This is a genomic window from Pseudonocardia sp. ICBG1142, from assembly GCF_020496255.1.
GTDB lineage: Bacteria > Actinomycetota > Actinomycetes > Mycobacteriales > Pseudonocardiaceae > Pseudonocardia.
Map to the genome: position 1 here is coordinate 1,253,574 of NZ_JAHLJC010000030.1, position 16,088 is coordinate 1,269,661.

General features: G+C 74.0%; 17 protein-coding genes. 7 read left to right on the forward strand and 10 right to left on the reverse strand.

Annotation, left to right across the window (positions count from 1 at the left end; all coding sequences use genetic code 11):
- Window positions 1-15 precede the first annotated feature (15 nt).
- The 4 genes from KPL59_RS20235 to KPL59_RS20250 form a co-directional block, all read right to left on the reverse strand.
- Complete coding sequence (locus tag KPL59_RS20235) at window positions 16-933, reverse strand: undecaprenyl-diphosphate phosphatase (RefSeq protein WP_226352862.1); 918 nt, start codon at window positions 931-933, stop codon at window positions 16-18.
- A gap of 127 nt (window positions 934-1,060) precedes the next feature.
- Entirely contained in the window at window positions 1,061-1,684 is a 624-nt protein-coding gene (locus tag KPL59_RS20240) for a DedA family protein (protein ID WP_020622889.1), read from the reverse strand.
- 94 nt (window positions 1,685-1,778) lie between these two features.
- A complete protein-coding gene (locus KPL59_RS20245; protein WP_226352863.1) occupies window positions 1,779-1,937 on the reverse strand; it encodes a hypothetical protein in 159 nt (52 codons plus the stop codon).
- A 65-nt stretch (window positions 1,938-2,002) separates the two neighbouring features.
- Window positions 2,003-3,424, reverse strand: coding sequence for a helix-turn-helix domain-containing protein (locus KPL59_RS20250; protein ID WP_226361679.1), 1,422 nt, complete (start codon window positions 3,422-3,424; stop codon window positions 2,003-2,005).
- Window positions 3,425-3,594: 170 nt separating this feature from the next.
- On the opposite strand from KPL59_RS20250, the gene KPL59_RS20255 reads away from it, so the two are divergent.
- Genes KPL59_RS20255 through KPL59_RS20265 form a run of 3 tightly spaced genes read left to right on the forward strand, consistent with a single transcriptional unit; the run spans window position 3,595 to window position 6,367 of the window.
- Complete coding sequence (locus tag KPL59_RS20255; RefSeq protein WP_149666502.1) at window positions 3,595-4,611, forward strand: amidohydrolase family protein; 1,017 nt, start codon at window positions 3,595-3,597, stop codon at window positions 4,609-4,611.
- The gene (locus tag KPL59_RS20260; protein ID WP_020622885.1) at window positions 4,608-5,345 is read left to right on the forward strand and encodes an iron-sulfur cluster assembly protein; all 738 of its coding nucleotides are present in this window, start codon (window positions 4,608-4,610) and stop codon (window positions 5,343-5,345) included. The genes KPL59_RS20255 and KPL59_RS20260 overlap by 4 nt, the downstream gene beginning before the upstream one ends.
- Window positions 5,342-6,367 (forward strand): NAD(P)-dependent alcohol dehydrogenase, encoded by a 1,026-nt coding sequence (locus KPL59_RS20265; protein WP_226352866.1) that lies wholly within the window; start codon window positions 5,342-5,344, stop codon window positions 6,365-6,367. Before KPL59_RS20260 ends, KPL59_RS20265 begins: the two co-directional genes overlap by 4 nt.
- Window positions 6,368-6,544: 177 nt before the next feature.
- Here KPL59_RS20265 and KPL59_RS20270 read toward each other — a convergent pair whose 3' ends face one another.
- Entirely contained in the window at window positions 6,545-7,006 is a 462-nt protein-coding gene (locus KPL59_RS20270; protein WP_226352867.1) for a MarR family winged helix-turn-helix transcriptional regulator, read from the reverse strand.
- Between the two features lie 81 nt (window positions 7,007-7,087).
- Here KPL59_RS20270 and KPL59_RS20275 point away from each other — a divergent pair, with 81 nt between their 5' ends.
- The 3 genes from KPL59_RS20275 to KPL59_RS20285 are packed head-to-tail and all read left to right on the forward strand — an operon-like array spanning window position 7,088 to window position 9,368.
- Window positions 7,088-8,212, forward strand: coding sequence for an LLM class flavin-dependent oxidoreductase (locus KPL59_RS20275; RefSeq protein ID WP_020622882.1), 1,125 nt, complete (start codon window positions 7,088-7,090; stop codon window positions 8,210-8,212).
- On the forward strand, window positions 8,212-8,823 hold the full coding sequence (locus KPL59_RS20280) for a CE1759 family FMN reductase (RefSeq protein WP_060714240.1): 612 nt from the start codon (window positions 8,212-8,214) through the stop codon (window positions 8,821-8,823). Before KPL59_RS20275 ends, KPL59_RS20280 begins: the two co-directional genes overlap by 1 nt.
- A gap of 5 nt (window positions 8,824-8,828) precedes the next feature.
- On the forward strand, window positions 8,829-9,368 hold the full coding sequence (locus KPL59_RS20285; protein WP_226352869.1) for a VOC family protein: 540 nt from the start codon (window positions 8,829-8,831) through the stop codon (window positions 9,366-9,368).
- Window positions 9,369-9,414: 46 nt separating this feature from the next.
- On the opposite strand, the gene KPL59_RS20290 is transcribed toward KPL59_RS20285, so the two are convergent.
- A complete protein-coding gene (locus tag KPL59_RS20290; RefSeq protein ID WP_226352870.1) occupies window positions 9,415-9,999 on the reverse strand; it encodes a hypothetical protein in 585 nt (194 codons plus the stop codon).
- Between the two features lie 108 nt (window positions 10,000-10,107).
- Here KPL59_RS20290 and KPL59_RS20295 point away from each other — a divergent pair, with 108 nt between their 5' ends.
- Entirely contained in the window at window positions 10,108-10,941 is an 834-nt protein-coding gene (locus KPL59_RS20295; RefSeq protein ID WP_226352871.1) for an alpha/beta fold hydrolase, read from the forward strand.
- A 65-nt stretch (window positions 10,942-11,006) separates the two neighbouring features.
- Here KPL59_RS20295 and KPL59_RS20300 read toward each other — a convergent pair whose 3' ends face one another.
- The 4 genes from KPL59_RS20300 to KPL59_RS20315 all read right to left on the reverse strand — a co-directional run bounded on the left by KPL59_RS20300 (window position 11,007) and on the right by KPL59_RS20315 (window position 15,921).
- The gene (locus tag KPL59_RS20300) at window positions 11,007-12,149 is read right to left on the reverse strand and encodes a hypothetical protein (protein ID WP_226361680.1); all 1,143 of its coding nucleotides are present in this window, start codon (window positions 12,147-12,149) and stop codon (window positions 11,007-11,009) included.
- 120 nt (window positions 12,150-12,269) lie between these two features.
- Complete coding sequence (locus KPL59_RS20305; RefSeq protein WP_226361681.1) at window positions 12,270-13,244, reverse strand: NAD(P)-dependent oxidoreductase; 975 nt, start codon at window positions 13,242-13,244, stop codon at window positions 12,270-12,272.
- Between the two features lie 17 nt (window positions 13,245-13,261).
- Window positions 13,262-15,052, reverse strand: a complete 1,791-nt coding sequence (locus KPL59_RS20310; protein ID WP_226361682.1) for a choline/carnitine O-acyltransferase — start codon at window positions 15,050-15,052, stop codon at window positions 13,262-13,264.
- The gene (locus KPL59_RS20315; RefSeq protein WP_226352875.1) at window positions 15,052-15,921 is read right to left on the reverse strand and encodes a pre-mRNA-splicing factor SPF27 family protein; all 870 of its coding nucleotides are present in this window, start codon (window positions 15,919-15,921) and stop codon (window positions 15,052-15,054) included. Before KPL59_RS20315 ends, KPL59_RS20310 begins: the two co-directional genes overlap by 1 nt.
- Window positions 15,922-16,088 lie beyond the last annotated feature (167 nt).

The window sequence follows — 16,088 nt, forward strand, 5'->3', positions numbered from 1 at the left end:
CGACCCCGCTCCTCGTCAGCGAAGGGTGAACCACAGCAGGCACGCGAGCCCGGCGACCACGCAGTAGATCCCGAACGGGCGCAGCGAGCGGGTCTCGAAGTACCGGGACAGGAACCGCACCGACAGGTACGCGCCGAGCCCGGACAGCAGGCTCCCCACCAGGATCTGCGGTCGGATGCCGTCCCCGAGCGGACCGGCGAGGTCACCCAGCTTCAGCACGCCCGCGGCCAGGATGACCGGCGTCGCGAGCAGGAACGACAGCCGTGCCGCGTCGACGTGCGGGAGGCCCTTCAGCAGCCCGGCCGTCATCGCGGACCCCGACCGGCTGATCCCCGGGGCGAGCGCGGCGATCTGGGCCGCGCCGACGGTCACCACGTCACGCACCCGGAGCCGCGCGATGCGGTGGTCGGAGGCGACCTCGGTGGCGAGCAACACGGTGCCCGGCTCGGCACCGTCGACCGGCGTCGCGGGTGCGGGGCGCCGGCGCAGGTGCTCGACGACCAGCAGGACGGCGCCGTTGACGACGAGGAACAGCGCGGTCGGGACGGGCAGCGCCAGGTAGGTGCGGAAGACCCGGTCGAGTGCGAGCCCGGCCAGCCCGACGGGGACGGTCGCGAGCACCAGCAGCCAGGCCAGGCGCTGGTCGGGGTCGCGGACCTCGCGGCGGGCCACCGACGTCACCAGCCCGCGCACGATCCGCACCCAGTCCGCGCGGAATGCCACGATCAGGGCCAGTGCGGTCGCCACGTGCAGGCCCACGACGAACGCCAGGTACGGCGACCGCGGCGCGCTCACGTCGAGGTCGGCCGCCCAGCTCCCGCCGATGACGGCGGGCAGCAGGATGCTGTGACCGAGGCTGGAGACCGGGAACAGCTCGGCGACGCCCTGCATCGCCCCGATCACGATCGCCTCGGCCCAGGTCAACGTGCTCACCGCGTGGTCCTCCCCGTGGTCCGGCCGTCCGCTCCGGACGGTGCTCGCCGCGGGCCGCCGAGGCGCGGTGACACGCCGGAGGCGGCCCGGGACGTCGGGGACGTTCGGCGCGAGGGGGGCGACCCGGTCAGGACCGGGCGTCGGCGCGGCGTCGCGAGCCGGTGGCCCGCACGATCGCGGTGCGTCCGAGCACCAGGGACAGCCCGACGGCGATCCCGCCGACGACGAGCAGCCAGGGCCGCGACTCCAGGTCGGTGGCGAGCCGGTCCCCGGCCGCGTAGCCGATCCCGACGAGCACCGCGGCGCGCACCGCGGTGGTGGGGACGATCCAGGCCAGGAAGCGGCGGTAGCCGACCTTGGACAGCCCGGCGGCCAGGTAGGCCGGGATCGCGCCGATGTCGACGAGCTTGGCGCCGATGACGATCCGCGGCAGGTGCGTGTGGACCTCGCGGGTCAGGACCTCGCGACGCTCCTCGGTCAGGCCCAGCCGGTTCAGTACCCGGGCGACGGCCGGCCGGTCGCCGTTGCGGCCGAGCGCGTAGAGCGCGGTGTCCCCGACGACGTCGGCGACGAGCGCGGCCAGCCACACACCCCACCAGGGGAGCTGCCCGGCCCCGGCGAGCGCGGCCGCGGCGACGGTGACGATCGGACCTTCTAGGAACGCCCCGACCCCGATCACGAGGAGCGACCGAACGGGCGCAGCAGGGATCGCGGCCAGCAGTGCGGCCACGGTGTCCGTGAGTCCGAACACGAACGCCTCCCATCAGGTCCTCCACCGAATGGTGCCCTGTCTGCCGCACCGGGCGGCGGGCGCCCCGCCGTCGTCGCGCGACGCGGGCTCCTCGTCACCGGGTGTGACGGCGTCGTCGGGTGGCGGTGTCGAGTCCCGTGGCCGGGCCGGCCGCCGGGTCTCCCGGGGCGTCGTTGCCCGGCACACCGATGGTCCCACCGCCGGCCGGGATCGGCAGGTCCGAAGCACCCGCGGCGTCCGTGAGCACGGCCACCGGTAGCACCGGTCCGGTGAGCGCGCCACCTGTTCGGATGACGGCACCGATGGTGCCGCAGCCGCTCAGCGCGGGGTGGCGATCCCGTAGCGCTGCACCCGCCGGTACGCCGTCGCCCGGCTGATCCCCAGCGTCTCCGCGGCCCGGGTGACGCTCATGCCGTGCTCGGTGAGGCAGCGGACCAGCTCGTCGCGTTCCAGCGACTCGATCCGGGTGAGCGAGCCGGAGCGGGTGGCGAGCAGCTCGGGGGGCAGGTGCCGGACGTCGACCACGCTGCTGCGGGCCGCGGCGTCGCGGACCGTGCGGCGCAGCTGCTCGACGTTGCCCGGCCAGCTGTAGGTCCGCAGCGCGCGGTCCGCGGCGTCGGTGAAGGTGACGCCGTCGCGGGTGAAGTGTGCGGCCAGTGCCGGGACGTCCTCGGCCCGGTGCCGCAGCGGCGGCAGCTCGACCACGACGTCGAGCAGCCGCGACAGCGGCTCCGGGACCGTCCCGACGTCGCGCGCGGTGACGCTGAGCGCCGCGTGCGGCAGCGACCGCACCAGCGCCGCCAGCCGGGTCGCGACGGGCGCGGGCAGCTCGTGCACCCGGCCCGCGATCACCGCGGTGTCGGCCTTGCCCAGCTCCGGAGACCACAGCGACAGCCAGGACACCGCGTCCTCGGCCGCCGGTGGGCGGGCGTGCAGCACCCGGTGCCGCGGCGCGACGGTGCGCAGGGCCGCCGCGAGCAGCGCGGACTTCCCCACGCCTGGCTCGCCGACGACCCCGACCCGGGCGCCGTCGCGCAGCGCCGCCCGCACCTCGTCCAGCGCGGCGGTCCAGCTGCGGCCCAGCTCGGCGGTGCCGCCGGTGGGCTGCGGGGCGACCCGGAACACCTCGCCGCGGGGCGCCGGCCGCGGGCTCGCGCCCCGCCCGTGGGCCAGCATCAGCGCGGAGGTCTGCCCGGCCGCGGTGCGGGCGAGCGCGAGGAGCAGCCCGTCGGAGCGTTGCGACCAGGTGGTGAGGTTGATGCTGCCGAGCAGGGACCCGTCGACGGGGTCGAGCACCGGGGCGGCCGCGCAGGTGTAGCCCCAGAGCCCGGTGCAGTAGTGCTCGTCGCCGCGGACCAGCGACGGGACCCGGTCGGCCAGGGCCAGGCCGAGCCCGGTGGTTCCGGCCTCCCGCTCGCCGAAGGCGAAGCCGGGCGCGAGGTAGGTGCGGTCGAGCGCGTCGACCAGGTCGCGCTCGTCGCAGAGCCGGGAGACGACGATCCCGTCGGCGTCGGTGAGCATCAGCGAGATCGGTTCGCCGGGCAGTCCCTCGTGCAGCCCGGCGAGCACCTCGCCGCCGCAGCGGGCGAACAGCGACTCGTCGTCGACGGTGCCGGCGTACGCCGGGTCGACCACCTCGGTGGGGGCGCCGTAGGTCTCGCTGCGTGCCCAGGACGCCGAGATGCGGGCCGGAGCCAGGGACTGCCCCATCGCGCGTACCTCCTCGTACCTGCTGCTCACGACGGTGTCACACCTGCGACGCCGACGCGACACCGTCTCGTCTCAGGTTGAGACGGCGGTCACCACTGCCGCCGCCCGCCGGTTCCTACCTTCGGTGCCGACGCGGGACCCCACCGGCCCGCGCAGTCGCGGGGTGCCCACCACCTCGCCGCGACCTGAGAGGGACGACGATGTACTCGAAGAACGGTGAGTCCTACTTCATCGTGGACGCCCACGTGGCGCTGTGGGACGCGCGCCCGGAGAACCAGCGCAACATCCACGGCAAGCAGTTCATCGACTGCTTCTACGACTACCACCGCAACCTCAGCCCGGAGTCCGAGGTGTGGCCCTACGAGGACTACCTCTACCAGGGCGGCGAGCGGCTGATGAAGGACCTGTTCGCCGACGGCCACGTCGACCACGCCGTCTTCCAGCCCGCGTACCTGGGCGAGTTCTACGCCAACGGGTTCGGCCAGACCGAGGAGGCGTTCGCCCTCGCCCAGGCCCACCCGGACAAGCTGACCTACAACCACCACTGGGACCCGCGCAACGGCGAGCAGGGCCTGCGGCAGCTGCGCGAGGACGCGAAGCGCTTCGGGCTCAAGGGCGTGAAGCTCTACACCGCGGAGTGGCACGGCGAGTCCCGCGGCTGGAAGCTCGACGACCACTGGTCCTACAAGTACCTCGAGGCGGCCCAGGAGCTGGGCATCCGCAACGTCCACATCCACAAGGGCCCCACCATCCGCCCGCTGGACCGCGACGCGTTCGACGTCGCCGACGTGGACAAGGTCGCCACCGACTTCACCGACCTGAACTTCGTCGTCGAGCACTGCGGCCTGCCGCGGCTGGAGGACTTCTGCTGGATCGCCACCCAGGAGCCGAACGTGCACGCCGGTCTGGCCGTCGCGATGCCGTTCATCCACACCCGGCCCAAGTACTTCGGCCAGATCCTCGGCGAGCTCCTCTACTGGCTCGGCGAGGACCGCATCCAGTTCTCCAGCGACTACGCCATCTGGACCCCGCGCTGGCTGGTCGAGCGCTTCGTGGACTTCCAGATCCCCGAGGAGCTGTCCGAGTACGCGCCGCTGACCACCGCCCAGAAGAAGAAGATCCTGGGCCTCAACGCCGCGAAGATGTACGACATCGAGGTCCCCGCCGAGCTGGCGCTCCGCGACGAGACCCCGCAGGAAGTGCCGGTGGCCTCGTGAGCGCGCCGGCCCTGACCGCGCACGCGACGCGGGCCGAGCAGGCCTGGCGGGCGCTCGACGCCGTCGTCGACCCGGAGCTGGACGAGCCGATCACCGACCTGGAGTTCGTGCGGACCCTCGACGTCGACGGCGGCCGGGTCACCGTGCACCTGCGGCTGCCCACTGCGTTCTGCGCGCCGAACTTCGCCTACCTGATGTGCTCCGACGCCAAGGACGTGCTGACGGCGCTGGACTGGACGACCGCGGTGACCGTCGAGCTCGACGACCACCACGACTCCGACCTCATCAACGCCGGGCTGGCCGCCGACGCCGGCTACAAGGGCACCTTCCGCCACGAGGCCGAGTCCGACCTCGACGAGCTGCGGGTCACCTTCCGGCGCAAGGCGCACGCCGCCGCGATGGAGCGCTCGCTGACCGGGCTGCTGCGCCGCGACCCGGACCGGGCGCCGGAGACGCTGCACGGCGTCACCCTGGCCGACCTGCCCGCGGGCCCGACCACCGACGCGCTGCTGCGTCGCCGCGCCACGCTCGGGCTGGGCACCGCGGGGCACCTGCCGGTCCTGGTCGGGCACGACGGCGTCCCGTACCCGGCCGAGCAGGTCCCGCTGAAGCTGCGGATGGCCCGCTCGGTGCGGATCTCGATCGAGGGCAACGCCCACTTCTGCCGGGGGCTGCTGAAGACCCGCTACCCGGAGTCCGTCTCCGGGGACACCACGAAGGGAACCCGTCCGTGAGAGCAGTACAGGTCGTCGGCTACCACCGGCCGATGGAGCTGACCGAGGTCGCGAAGCCGGAGGTCGCCGACCCGTTCGACGTCGTCGTGCGGATCGGCGGGGCGGGCGTGTGCCGCACCGACCTGCACGTCCTCGAGGGCCAGTGGGCGGAGAAGTCGCAGGTCGCGCTGCCGTACACGATCGGCCACGAGAACGCGGGCTGGGTCGAGTCGGTCGGCTCCGCGGTGACCCACGTCCGCGAGGGCGACGGGGTCATCCTGCACCCGCTCGCCACCTGCGGGCTGTGCCGCGCCTGCCGCTCCGGCGACGACGTGCACTGCACCGCCTCGGCGTTCCCGGGCATCGACACCCACGGCGGGTACGCCGAGTACCTGCGCACCTCGGCGCGCAGCGTGGTCAAGCTCGACCCGTCGCTGCAGCCGGCCGACGTCGCCGCGCTCGCCGACGCCGGGCTCACCGCCTACCACGCGGCCGCCAAGGCCTCGCGGCGTCTCGGCCCGCGCGACACCTGCGTCGTCATCGGTGCGGGCGGGCTCGGCCACATCGGCATCCAGGTGCTCAAGGCGCTGACCCCGGCCCGGCTGGTCGTGCTCGACCGCAACCCCGACGCGGTGAAGCTGGCGCTGGAGATCGGCGCCGACGACGGCATCGTCGCCGACGGCGGCCAGGTCGACGAGGTCCTGTCGCGCACCGGCGGGAACGGCGCCGAGGCCGTAATCGACTTCGTCGGCGAGGGCGGCTCCACCTCGCAGGGCCTGGCGATGACGCGGCGCGCCGGGGACTACCACGTCGTCGGCTACGGCGAGAACGTCGACGTCCCGACGATCGACCTGATCTCGGCCGAGGTGAACGTGGTCGGCAACCTGGTCGGCTCCTACAACGACCTGTGCGACCTGATGGAGCTGGCCGGGCGCGGGCGGGTCACGCTGCACACCACCAAGTACGCCCTGGACGACTTCCAGTCCGCGCTCGACGACCTCGACGCGGGGAAGGTCAGGGGACGCGCCATCCTGGTGCCCTGACCTGCTGGTCCGCCCGCGGTCCCGTTCACGACGGCCCGTACCGGTGACGCCGGTGCGGGCCGTCGTGCGTTCCGCGGAACGCGGTGTCACGCCCTCGGTCCGCGTTCCGCGGAACGCGGTGGGCGGATGTCCCGGGGGCGCGGCCGCGGACCGGGACCGGCCGGTGTCGCGGGCCGGTCAGGCGGGGGCCCGGCCGTCGAGCCGGGCCTGCACGGCGGCGGTGATCCGGGCGAGCGCGGCCACGTCGTCGTCGGAGAGGGCGTCGAAGACCAGCTCCCGCACGGTCTCCACGTGCCCGGGCGCCGCGGCCTCGATCGCCGCCCGGCCCGCCCCGGTGAGCACGACGTAGTTGCCGCGGCCGTCGTCGTCGCACTCCTCGCGGGCGACCAGGCCGCGCTTCTGCATCCGCGCGAGGTGGTGCGACAGCCGGCTCTTCTCCCAGTCCAGCAGGCCCGCCAGCTCCATCGCGCGGCACCGCTCGTCGGGCCGGTCGGTCAGCGCGACGAGCACGTCGAAGTCCGCGAGCGAGAGCCCCGAGTCCGCCTGCAGCCGCCGGTGCAGCTCGGCGTGCAACCGCGCCTGCATCCGGAGCAGCCCTCGCCAGGCCGCCTGTTCGCGCTCGTCCAGCCACCGTGTCACGGCTGCAGGGTACCGGAATAGTTGACGCGTCATCCATGTTGGTGCAGGATGTAGATGACGGATCAACTACTGGAGGAAGCCGTGCAGTTCGGAGTCTTCTCGGTCAGCGACATCACGCCGGACCCGACGACCGGCGCCACCCCGACCGAGGCGCAGCGCATTCAGGACGTCCTGACCATCGCCCGGCACGCCGAGCAGGTCGGTCTCGACGTCTTCGCCCTCGGCGAGCACCACAACCCGCCGTTCTTCTCCTCGTCGCCGACGACCACGCTCGGCTACCTCGCGGGTGTCACCAGCACCCTGCAGCTGTCCACCGCGACCACGCTGATCACCACGAACGACCCGGTGAAGATCGCCGAGGACTTCGCGATGCTGCAGCACGTGGCGGGCGGGCGCGTCGACCTGACGCTCGGACGCGGCAACACCGGCCCGGTCTACCCGTGGTTCGGCCAGGACATCCGGCAGGGGATCAACCTCGCGATCGAGAACTACGCACTGCTCCGGAAGCTCTGGGACACCGAGGTCGTCGACTGGGAGGGGCGCTTCCGCACCCCGCTGCAGGGCTTCACCTCGACCCCGCGCCCGCTCGACGGCGTCGCGCCGTTCGTCTGGCACGGCTCGATCCGCAGCCCCGAGATCGCCGAGCAGGCCGCGTACTACGGCGACGGCTTCTTCCACAACCACATCTTCTGGCCCGCGTCGCACACCAAGCGGATGGTCGAGTTCTACCGGAAGCGCTGGGAGCACCACGGTCACGGACCGGCCGACCGCGCGATCGTCGGCCTCGGTGGACAGGTGTTCATGCGTCGCAACAGCCAGGACGCGGTGCGGGAGTTCCGGCCCTACTTCGACAACGCCCCGGTCTACGGGCACGGGCCCTCGCTGGAGGACTTCACCCGTGAGACCCCGCTGACCGTCGGCAGCCCGCAGCAGGTCATCGAGCGCACCCTCGGTTTCCGCGAGTACGTCGGCGACTACCAGCGCCAGCTGTTCCTCATCGACCACGCGGGCCTGCCGCTGAAGACCGTGCTGGAGCAGCTCGACCTGCTGGGCGAGGAGGTCGTGCCGGTGCTGCGCAAGGAGTTCGCCGCGCTGCGTGCGCCCGGGGTCCCGGACGCGCCGACCCACGCCTCGCTGGTCGCCGCCCGCGACGCCGCCGCCCGCACGCAGGAGAAGAGCACGCAGGAGAAGCAGGAGGTCGCGTGATGACCACACGCAGGATCGTCGTGCTCAGCGCCGGGTTGTCGACGCCGTCGTCGACCCGGCTGCTGGCCGACCGGCTCGCCGCCGCGGTCACGACCGCCCTGGCCGACCGGGGAGAGCAGGCCGAGGTGCAGGTCGTGGAGCTGCGCGAGCACGCCCGCGACCTCGCCGACCACCTGGTCGCCGGCTTCCCGAACACCGCGCTGGCGCCGGTGCTGGAGTCCGTGGCCGCCGCGGACGCGGTCGTCGCCGTGACGCCGATCTTCTCGGCGTCCTACAGCGGCCTGTTCAAGACCTTCGTCGACGTGCTGGACCGCGACGCGCTCACCGGCACCCCGGTGCTGCTCGCCGCGACCGGCGGCACGGCGCGGCACTCGCTGGCACTCGAGCACGCGATGCGCCCGCTGTTCGCGTACCTGCGGGCGGCGACCGTGCCGACCGCGGTGTTCGCCGCGCCCGAGGACTGGGGCGCGACCGAGGTGGGCACCACACTGGAGAGCCGCGTCGAGCGGGCCGCCGGTGAGCTGGCGGCTGCCGTCGCGGCCCGGCCCGCCGCCACCCGCACCGACGCCTTCGACGACGTCCCCGACTTCACCGCACTGCTGAAGGGTTGACCACGATGACCGAGACCAGCACCTCCACCGACACCCCGACCCCGACCGGCACCGGCACCGACACCGCGGCCCTCGATGCCGCGCGCGACCGGATCCGCTCGGCCCACCTGAAGCCGGCGGGACAGCGTCCGGCCTCGACCGCCCGCGGGCTGCACCACACCGCCCTGGTGAGCTCGGACGTCGAGCGGACCGTGCGCTTCTACCAGGACGTGCTGGGCTTCCCGCTCACCGAGCTGATCGAGAACCGGGACTACCCCGGGTCCTCGCACTTCTTCTTCGACATCGGCAACGGGAACCTGCTCGCGTTCTTCGACTTCCCGGGCCTCGACGTCGGCCCCTACGCCGAGGTCCTCGGCGGGCTGCACCACATGGCGATCAGCGTCGAGCCGCAGCGCTGGGACGAGCTGGTCGCCCGGCTCACCGAGGCCGGGGTGGAGCACGAGGTGCACTCGGGCGTCTCGGTCTACTTCCGCGACCCCGACGGCGCCCGCATAGAGCTCATCGCCGACCCGCTGGGGGAGATGTACGGCCAGCACGTGCTCTGACACCTGCTCCGACACGTGCTCGGTCGCGTGCGCCGGGCGGGGCGCGTCACCGGCGCACGCTGACGTGGACGTGGTCGAAGTGCCCGCCGGTGGCGTCGGCGGGGTCGTAGACCCCGCCGCCGTCGTAGGGCCTGCCCCAGTTCTCCCGGCCCTCGCCGGAGTCCCCGGTGCCGCGGTACCAGATCCGGCCCTGCCAGATCACGTACCGGACCCGCAGCCCGGAGGCGTTCTCACGCAGCCAGGTCGCGACCGCCCAGCCGTCCTCCAGGTCCTGCCCGGCGGGGAAGTCGCCGTAGCCGGCCGGGAACGCGTCGCACGCCCGTCCGGCGGGGTGGTCGCTCGACGGGTTCCACGCATGCTCCGACCAGCAGGTGATCGCCCGTACCGGCGCCGACGGGCCGGGCTCGCCGAACCGCTCGACGAGGGCGTCGTGCAGGCGCAGCGCGGACGGGGTGAGACAGCCCGACGTCGTCGGGTCCGGCTGGTCGCACTGCTCCGGCGGGGGCGGGTCGACCAGGTCGCGCAGGTCGTCGGCGGTGAACCCGCGGCTCCCGGCGAACCACACGAGCCCGCCGACGAGCAGGGCCAGCACGAGGAACACACCCAGAGCGGGGGCGATGCGGGTCTTCACAGGGGGTTTCGTCCGTTCCGTCGGAGTCGGTTCCAGCCTACGGCGGTGACACCGGCCCGTGCGGCGGCCAGGATCGGCGGGGCACGTCCACCGAGCAGGGGAGCCGCCATGTCGACCGCCGTCAGCACCGACCTGCTCGACCGGCCGGGTGCCCGCATCACCTTCGACGTGCGCGGATCCGGCCCGCTGCTCGTCCTGGCCGGGTCGCCGATGGGCGCCGGACCGTTCGGGCCGCTGGCGTCGCTGTTCGCCGACGACCACACCGTCGTCACGTTCGACCCGCGCGGTACCGGCCGCAGCGTCGTCGAGGACCCGGACGCCGACTCCCCGGTGGCGGTGCGCGCCGCCGACCTGGCCGCGCTCGTCGAGCACCTCGGCGGAGGCCCGGCGACGGTGTTCGGGTCCAGCGGAGGGGCGGTCGTGGCACTCGCGCTCGCCCAGGAGCGCCCGGATCTCGTCGGGACCGTCGTCGCGCACGAACCGCCGCTGGAGGAGCTGCTGCCCGACGCCGACGAGCGCCGGACCGCCACCGACGAGATCGTCCGCACCTACCGGGAACACGGTCCTGCCGCGGCCTGGGGGCTCTTCCTGGCCTCCGCCGGACTGCCGGCCGTGGCACCCGAGGAGGTGCCCGAACGCACCGCCCTGCCCGCGGCCGGCGACGACGCGACCGCCCGGCAGACCGCCGACGAGCGGCACTTCTTCCTGCACGAGATGCGCGAGACCGTGCGGTGGGCCCCCGACCTGGACCGGCTGCGCGACGCCCGGATCGCCGTCGGGATCGGCGACGCCTCGGCCGGGCAGCTGTGCGACCTGACCTCGCGGGCCCTCGCGGCCGGGCTGGGCCGCCCACCGGAGCCGTTCCCGGGCGGACACGTCGGGTTCGTCGAGGACACGTCGGCGTTCGCGCGACGGCTGCGGGAGGTCCTGTCCCGCGCCTGACAGCGGCTACGTCGCCTGCACCGACCCCACCGCCGTCGACCCACGGTCGGGCACGACGGACGACCTCAGTTCCCGAACGCGGTGCCGCCCCCGAACAGCGGCGAGGTGCCCAGCGCCGTGCGGAACTCCAGGAACGCCACGAGCCCGTAGACCGCACCGGCCAGGAACACCAGGCAGGACAGCGACACCAGCACGTAGGTGACGACCCGCAGCACGGTGAGCGCGGTCCCGTCCCGGGCCACGGTCACCGGGGCCGGCACGGCCGCCGCGGTCGCCGGGCGGCGCGTCGTGGTGACCGGACCGGTCGCCTCGACGCCCGGTCCCGCGGGTGCGGCCGCCCGGGCCGGGGGTTCGGTCCGCTCGGCGAGCCCGGCCCGGGCCGGGTCGGTGGTCCGGGCGGACGCGCCGAAGCGGGCCGCGGCGGCCTCGGCCACCGTCGCCGGACGACGCCCGCCGGACTCCGACGGGGACCGCGGCACCGGAACGGCCCCGGCCCCCGTCCCTGCCCCGGTTCCGACGGTGGTGCGCTCGGCGACCGCGGTGCCACCGGTCTCCCCGTGGATCGGGTGCTCGTCCCGGCCGTACGCGGCGGCCGAGGCAGCGGTCGGCGCGGCGTCGTCCCAGTTCGTGTCGTCCCAGTTCGTGTCGTGCGGGTCCGCATCGTGGCGGTCCGCATCGTGCCGGGCGGTGTCGTCCTGCTCCGAGGTGGCCGGGTAGGGCGGGCCGCCGTCGATCGAGGTCCCGCCGCGGGACTCGGGGTCGCCGTACTCGCCGTAGGCGGCCCGGGCCGGGGTGGCCGGCTCCTCGGGCATGCGGTGCGCGGCCCGGGCGTACGCGTCGTACCCGCCGTCATCGGGGCCGTCACCGCTCGTCTGCGACCCGCCGGCCTGCACGGGGGCGCCGTAGCCCTCGTAGCGCATCGGTGCGGCGTACCCGCCACGCCCGACGGTCGGCTGCGGCCCGGTCCCGCCGTACAGCTCGCCGAAGCCCTCCGGGTCGGTGGGTGTCGCCCGCTCCACCGGCCGCGAGGACCGCAGGTCCGGGTAGCCGCCGCCCTGGTAGGAGTCCTCCCGGTAGGAGTCCCCCTGGTAGGAGTCCTCGGGGAACTCGTGGTCGTCGAACCCGTGCCGCGGCCGCGGCGACGGCCGTGCACGGTCGGCGTCGGCACCGCGTGGGCCGGGGCTGGGTCGGTGCTGCGGGCCGGTCATGGCAGGACCTCCGGGGTACGGCGTCACGGTCGGCGACACGTGCTGTGTCACGTCTACCGCCGGATGTACCCACGGCGTTAGCCCTGTCGACCTACAGTCACCCGGTCCGGCGAGGTGAAATCACCGGGTGTACACCCCGGTCGGGGAATCGTGGTATCCCTTCGCCCCGACGACATCGGCCAGCGGGCTGCGGGGCGGCCCGCCCTCCCGCGCCCGCGCGACGACGGCGTCGACGTCCCAGATCGGGGTCCAGCCGAGCTCGGCGACCGCCCGGTCCGGGCAGTACACGCGGTCCACCGGCGGGACCGGCCGGCCGCGTTCGGCCAGCAGCTCGGCGAGCGCCGGGGCCCGCCGCTCCAGCACGGCGGCCGGGTCGCTGCCCAGCTCGGCGAGGTCGGACCGGCGGAACGGCGACGGCGCGCTGACCACGTAGCGGGCGAACCCGAGCTCGGGCGCCCGCCGGGCCGCGGCCAGGTGCGCGGACACGACGTCGGCGACGTCGACCCGCCGGTGGCAGAACTCCACCAGCTTGAGCGTGGTGTCGTCGTGGGCGGCGCGGACGTCGTCGCGGTCGTCGGCCTCGGGGAAGAACCGCGAGGTTCGCAGCACCACCACCGGCAGCCCCGGGTCCAGCGCGGCCAGCTCGCACAGGTCCTCGGCGGAGGTCTTGGTCGCTCCGTAGACGTTGCGGACCCGCGGCACCACGGTCTCGTCGATCCAGGTCGCGGGCCCGCCCGGTGCCGGGGTCAGCGCACGGCCGAACGCGCTGGTCGAGGACGTGAACACCACGCCCCGCACCCCCGCGGCGGCGGACTCCTCCAGCACCGCGAGGGTGCCCGACACGTTCGTGTCGACGAAGTCCTGCCTGCTGTGCGAACCGACGTGCGGCTTGTGCAGCGTCGCGGCGTGCAGGACGTGGGTGACCCCCCGCAACGCCGACCGCAGGGCGTCGCGGTCGGTCAGCGACGCGACGACCGCGGTCCACGGCGAGGGCCGCCGGTCCAGGCCGACGACGGGCACCCCGTCGTCGGTCAGGGTGCGGACCAGCGCCTCACCGAGGTGGCCGGAACTGCCGGTGACGAGAACACGTTCCACCCCACCAGTGAACCCGCTCAGGCAAGCAGGTTCCGCAGCTCGGTCACCGCCGCCCGCAGCTCCCTGGCGAACGCGTGCATCCCCTCGGCCTGGTCGGCCGGGGTGGACAGGTGCACGTGGAAGCGGTCGGGCAGCAGCACGTAGGCGACCCCGATGCAGCGCGAGCTGGTCGAGCCGAACCCGAAGTACCGGATGTTGTCCGACGGAGCCGAACTGGTCGACAGCCAGTCGTCGCGCATGATCGTCCAGCCGGGGGAGTCGAACACCGCGAGCTGCTCGGTGACGCCCAGCTCCGCCCCGCGGCGACGCCGGATCCAGTCCAGCTCCCACAGGTGCTGCTCGGGTGCGTCGCCCTGCTGGCACTGCTTCGCGCGGGCCCCGTGTGCCGCGGCGGCGGCCCGGAAGGTCTCGACCTTGTCGGCGTCGGACGCCTGCGGGTCGCCCATCGTGTCGACGAACGCGACCATCTCGGGGGTGACGACCCGCATCGCCTCGGTGCGTCCGCGCCGGAACTGCCGGGTCGCGATCGACTCGTAGGTGGCGCCGGTGACGCCCTTGGCCCGCCGGTGTGCGACCTGGTAGCAGGCCTGCACGAAGGCGTCCGGGGAGCACTTGAGGGCCTTCGCGTCGTCCGCGCCGAAGTCGTCGAAGGCGACGAGCTCGGTGGCGGTGGCGTCGAGGAACGCGGCGAACTCGTCGTGCGCGCGGGAGACGGTGGCGCGCAGGTCGTCGTCGAGGACGAACCGCAGCTCGCCGTGCGGCGCAGTGCCCTGCGGGCGGGTCCCGATCCGCTCGGCGTGCACCTCGACCGGGTCGGCGAACATGGCGTCGACCAGGGTGAGCACGGTCGTGCCGTCGAGCTCGCAGTGCTCGATGTTGACCCCGGCGGTGCCGTCGGCGAGCACGACGATCGACAGCGCCTTGTCGAACCAGCGGTCGCCGGAGTCCCCTGCCAGCAGGGTCCGCGCGGCGGACTCCTCGTCGGCGGGGTCGGTCTCGTCCAGGCAGACCGCGAGCAGTGCCCGCTCCACCAGGTCGACGGCCTCGGCGTTGGCCGGGTCCAGCCCGGTCAGCCGGTCCCGCACCGCTGCCCACTCGGCCCGGGCCAGGGTGGTCAGCGCGCCGACCGCGTCGCCGGTGGCGGCCCGCTCGGGGTGGGCCTCGCGGATCTCCCGCAGCGCGTCCGCGATCTCCCCGGCGGTGTGCGCCGCCCCGTCCTCGCCGATCACGTCGAGGCGGTGGATCCGGCCGCGGTGCAACACCACGACGTGCCGCTCGGTGGACGGGCCCGGCCAGTCGTCGCTGTAGGGGGTGCGGACGGTGTCCTGCGGGTCGCCCGGGATGCGGGTGGTGGAGAAGATGTGGCGGCTCTGGTCCATCGACTGCGCCACGCCCCGGTTGACCAGCGGCGGGAACGTCCCGGCATCGAGGTCGGCCTTGTGCCCGAGAGCGGCCACGGTGAGCTGCGCGGCCCGCTCGCAGGGGTCGGTGGTGGTGCCCGGCCCGAACAGGAAGAAGAAGTTCGCGTTGAGCGCGATCCGGTCGCGCCGGCCCAGGTAGCGCGACGGCCAGAACGCGTCCAGCCAGCTGTGGGCGCCGGCGTCGAAGCGTTCGAGGTCGGCCTGCAGCACCGACGCCGGGCCGCCCTCGACGAGCAGCTCGTGGGCGGCGGTCTCGGTGCGGGCGTACTCGTCCGGGGTGAGCAGCGGGGCGCACCACTCGAGGAAGCGGTCGGCCGAGGCGGACAGCGTCGGGAGCGGCACCTTCGGCAGGTCGTCGTCGGCCGCGAACGTGGTGGTCACGCCCATCAGTCCAGCAGCCCGTCGACGCGCACGGCGCGCGACCCCCCGTGTTCGGACAGTGTCCTCCCGAACAGCTGGCGGGTGCGGGCCGCGCTGCCGACCACCCCCGGGCGGGTGCTGTAGGAGAAGATCGCCGTGTGCCGGGCGGTCTCGCCGCGCACCTCGGTCACCCGGTGCAGCGAGTACCGGCCGCGGAACAGCTGCAGGTCACCGGGGCGCAGCACCAGCCGTCGGACCCGGGCGCCGCCCCTCCCGTGCAGGACCTCGGCGACGTCGGCGGTGTTCTCCGAGGTGGTGTCGCGGATGTCGGGGCAGTACTCGAAGACCCCGCCGGCCTCCGGCGCGCGGGTGAGCAAGCTGATCGCGATCTCGTTGGTGTCGAAGTGCCACGGGTGCGACCGGCCGTCGCCGACGACGTTGAGGCACAGCCCGGCCAGCGGGTCCGCCAGCTCGTGCAGCTCGGGCACGCCGGTGCAGGCGGCGAGGAACGCGCGGAACGCGGGCTGCGGGTAGAGGCGGTGGATCAGCGCGGTGGCCGGGATCCGGTCCCGCGCGACGAAGGCGTTGCCCCGCTCCATCCGCACGCGCGCCGGGTGGTCGGCGGGCAGTGTGGGGTCCGGGTCGGTGTTGTAGACGTTGACCAAGGCGGTCTCGTGGTGGGCCAGCGGGGCGACCGCCTCGCCCTCGGTCCGCAGCCGGTCCCGCCACGACGCCCGGACGAACCCGGGGAGCACCGCGCAGCCGTCGGCGGCGAGCTGGGCACGGGCCCGGCGGACCGCGTCCTCCCAGCCGGACGAGCCCGGTTCGTGCACCGGGTAGCGCGTCAGGTCGACCGGGTCGAGCTCCTGCGGGGCCGCGAGTGCGGACGGCTGCACGGATCAGCTCCTTCGTGCCCGGGCAGCACCGGTGCCGCCCGCGGTGTCACCGTCATCCAAACCCGATCGGTGTCGACGGATCAACGGTGAGTGACCGAATGATCAGATCCCGTGTGCCGTGGGAGGCTGTCCTTGCGAGAGGGAACCCCGGCGGAGGATGGTTCGTT

What these genes read in the sequence shown, in the direction of transcription:
- KPL59_RS20285 (WP_226352869.1), top strand. Translation starts at nt 8,829, where the DNA reads ATGACCGAGACCAGCACCTCCACCGACACCCCGACCCCGACCGGCACC.
- KPL59_RS20295 (WP_226352871.1), top strand. Translation starts at nt 10,108, where the DNA reads ATGTCGACCGCCGTCAGCACCGACCTGCTCGACCGGCCGGGTGCCCGC.
- KPL59_RS20255 (WP_149666502.1), top strand. Translation starts at nt 3,595, where the DNA reads ATGTACTCGAAGAACGGTGAGTCCTACTTCATCGTGGACGCCCACGTG.
- KPL59_RS20310 (WP_226361682.1), bottom strand. Translation starts at nt 15,052, where the DNA reads ATGGGCGTGACCACCACGTTCGCGGCCGACGACGACCTGCCGAAGGTG.
- KPL59_RS20280 (WP_060714240.1), top strand. Translation starts at nt 8,212, where the DNA reads ATGACCACACGCAGGATCGTCGTGCTCAGCGCCGGGTTGTCGACGCCG.
- KPL59_RS20300 (WP_226361680.1), bottom strand. Translation starts at nt 12,149, where the DNA reads ATGACCGGCCCGCAGCACCGACCCAGCCCCGGCCCACGCGGTGCCGAC.